General features: G+C 61.5%; 2 protein-coding genes and 1 pseudogene. All 3 read right to left on the reverse strand.

From position 1 onward, the window contains the following. Positions 1-97: pseudogene (locus D8U18_RS02040) on the reverse strand (arsenate reductase); the annotation flags it as partial. A gap of 129 nt (positions 98-226) precedes the next feature. Further along, positions 227-1,429 carry a succinyldiaminopimelate transaminase gene (gene dapC, locus D8U18_RS02045; protein WP_056856251.1) on the reverse strand — a complete coding sequence of 401 codons (1,203 nt, stop codon included), beginning with the start codon at positions 1,427-1,429 and terminating at the stop codon, positions 227-229. A 159-nt stretch (positions 1,430-1,588) separates the two neighbouring features. Continuing rightward, a partial coding sequence (locus tag D8U18_RS02050) for an ACT domain-containing protein (protein WP_131106901.1) occupies positions 1,589-2,610 on the reverse strand: 1,022 nt, incomplete at its 5' end.

The raw sequence follows: 2,610 nt of genomic DNA on the forward strand, positions 1-2,610 counted from the left end.
AGCTGACAGCGTGTTCATCGAGCCAGGTGCGCGCCTTTTTCATGGTGTCGCAGGCCTTGATGCCGAAAAGGTGCAACGTTTTACTTGAAACGGTCAAGGAATTGCCCCCTTTACAGGTGCTGGAGAAAAAAGGTGACGGATTATGCCATGACCGGACGGTTTCGCGTCGGCCGGGCTCGGGTTTGTCTGCGGCCCGGACGGCATTGCGCTGTTCGGGCCGTTGACTTTACAGGCGATGGCGAATGATGAACGCTCGAATCCGTTCTGCCGCTTCGACACACTCCGCCAACGGTGCAACCAATGCCAGGCGCACACGCCCCGCACCCGGATTGGCGCCATCGACTTCACGGGACAGATAAGAACCTGGCACCACCGTTACATGTTCCTGCGCGAACAAATCACGACAGAACGCTTCGTCATCACCCTCGACGTTCGGCCACAAGTAAAAACCACCGTCCGGGCGCTGCACATCCATGACCGGGCTTAAAATCTCCAACACCGCATCATATTTCTCGCGATACAGCGCACGGTTGGCGCGCACATGCACTTCGTCGTTCCATGCGGCAACGCTGGCCAGTTGCGTTTGCACCGGCATTGCGCAGCCGTGATAGGTGCGATAGAGCAAGAAGCCTTTGAGAATGTCGGCGTCACCTGCGACGAAGCCCGAACGCAAACCAGGCAAGTTGGAACGCTTGGACAGGCTGTGGAACACCACGCAACGCTTGAAGTCCTTGCGACCCAGTTCCACGCAGGCGCTGAGCAGGCCCGGCGGAGGGGTTTGTTCGTCGAAGTACAGTTCGCTGTAGCACTCGTCGGCGGCGATCACGAAGTCGTATTGGTCGGCCAGGGCGATCAGCTTCTTCAGCGTGTCGACCGGGATCAATGCACCAGTCGGATTGCCTGGCGAGCACAGGAACAGGATCTGGCAGCGTTTCCAGATGTCTGGCGACACAGCCTCGAAGTCTGGATTGAAGCCATTCTCGTCCAGGCATGGCAGGTAATGCGGCTTGGCCCCGGCGAGGAACGCCGCGCCTTCGTAGATCTGGTAGAACGGGTTCGGACTGACGACCAGCGCGTCGTCGCCACGGTTGACCACGGTCTGGGTGAACGCGAACAGCGCTTCGCGGGTACCGTTGACGGGCAGCACGTTGCGCGCCGGATCGATCCAGCCGTCTGGCACGCCGAAACGCCGCTCGCACCAGGCAGCGATGGCTTCACGCAGCTCCGGGACGCCGAGGGTGGTCGGGTACACCGCCATTTTTTCCAGATTGCTGGCCAGGGCTTCGGCAACGAAGCTTGGCGAACGGTGCTTCGGTTCGCCGATCGACAGCGCGATAGGGCGTTTGTCGGGGTTGGGTGTGACGCTGCCAAGCAGGGCGCGGAGTTTCTCGAACGGGTAGGGCTGGAGCTGGGACAGAGCGTTGTTCATCGATAAATCTCGTTCGGTGTTGGGGCGGCGCTGATCCCTGTAGGAGCGAGCCTGCTCGCGATGGTCGTCATCGATGACACTGGGGGGCTGTTACCCCGTGGCGTCCTCGGGTCCATCGCGAGCAGGCTCGCTCCTACAGAGGGGCGGGCCGTTGTTAAGTCAGATGCTGATGCGCGACAGTTTGATATCGGGTTCCTGATTGACGCTCAACTGCTCGACGATCGCATCCTGCAACCGGCTGCACAGCAGCGGGTCGGACAGCGGGTGGTTGTTGGCGTCGGTGATGAAAAACACGTCTTCCACGCGCTCGCCGAGGGTGGCGATCTTGGCGTTCTGCAGCGACAGGTCGAACTCCAGGAAAATCGTGCCGATGCGTGCCAACAAGCCGGGACGATCAGGTGCGGTCAGTTCCAGCACGGTGACCGGGCGCTGCGCATCGTTGTGGATCGTGACTTGTGGGGCAAAGGCGAAATGCTTGAGCTGGCGCGGCACCCGACGCTGGATGATGGTCGGGTAGTTATCCGGATTGCGCAGGGCTTCGGTCAAGCCGTCGCGGATCTGCTTGACCCGAGCCGGGTTGTCGCCGATCGAGTCGCCGTCGGTGTCGAGCACGATGTAGGTGTCGAGGGTGAACTGGCTGCTGGAGGTGATGACCCGGGCGTCATGGATGTTCAGGTTGAGCTGGTCCATCGCGGCCACGGTCACGGCAAAGAAGTCGTGCTGGTCCGGCGCGTAGATGAAGATCTGCGTACCGCCCTCGAATTCCCGCTGGGTGGTTTCCTTGATCAGCACCAACGGCCCGCCATCTGCCGGCTGCTGGAGGATCGCATCGCTGTGCCAGGCGACATCGCCGGCGGTGTGACGCAGGAAATAGTCATCGCCCAATTGTGCCCACAACTGCTCGACGTCATCCGGATCGGTACCGCCGCGTACCAGAATGTCCAGGGCGGCGCTCTGGGTCTGGCGAATCTGCTCTTCGCGATCCACCGGGTTCTCCAGGCCGCGACGCAGGGCACGCTTGGTCTCGGTGTAGAGCTGGCGCAACAGGCTGGCGCGCCAGGAGTTCCACAGCGTCGGGTTGGTGGCATTGATGTCGGCGACGGTCAGCACGTACAGGTAGTCGAGGCGGGTTTCATCGCCGACGGTCTGCGCGAAATCGTGGATCACCTGCGGGTCGGACA

The organism is Pseudomonas sp. Sample_10 (assembly GCF_004321495.1).
Taxonomy (GTDB): domain Bacteria; phylum Pseudomonadota; class Gammaproteobacteria; order Pseudomonadales; family Pseudomonadaceae; genus Aquipseudomonas.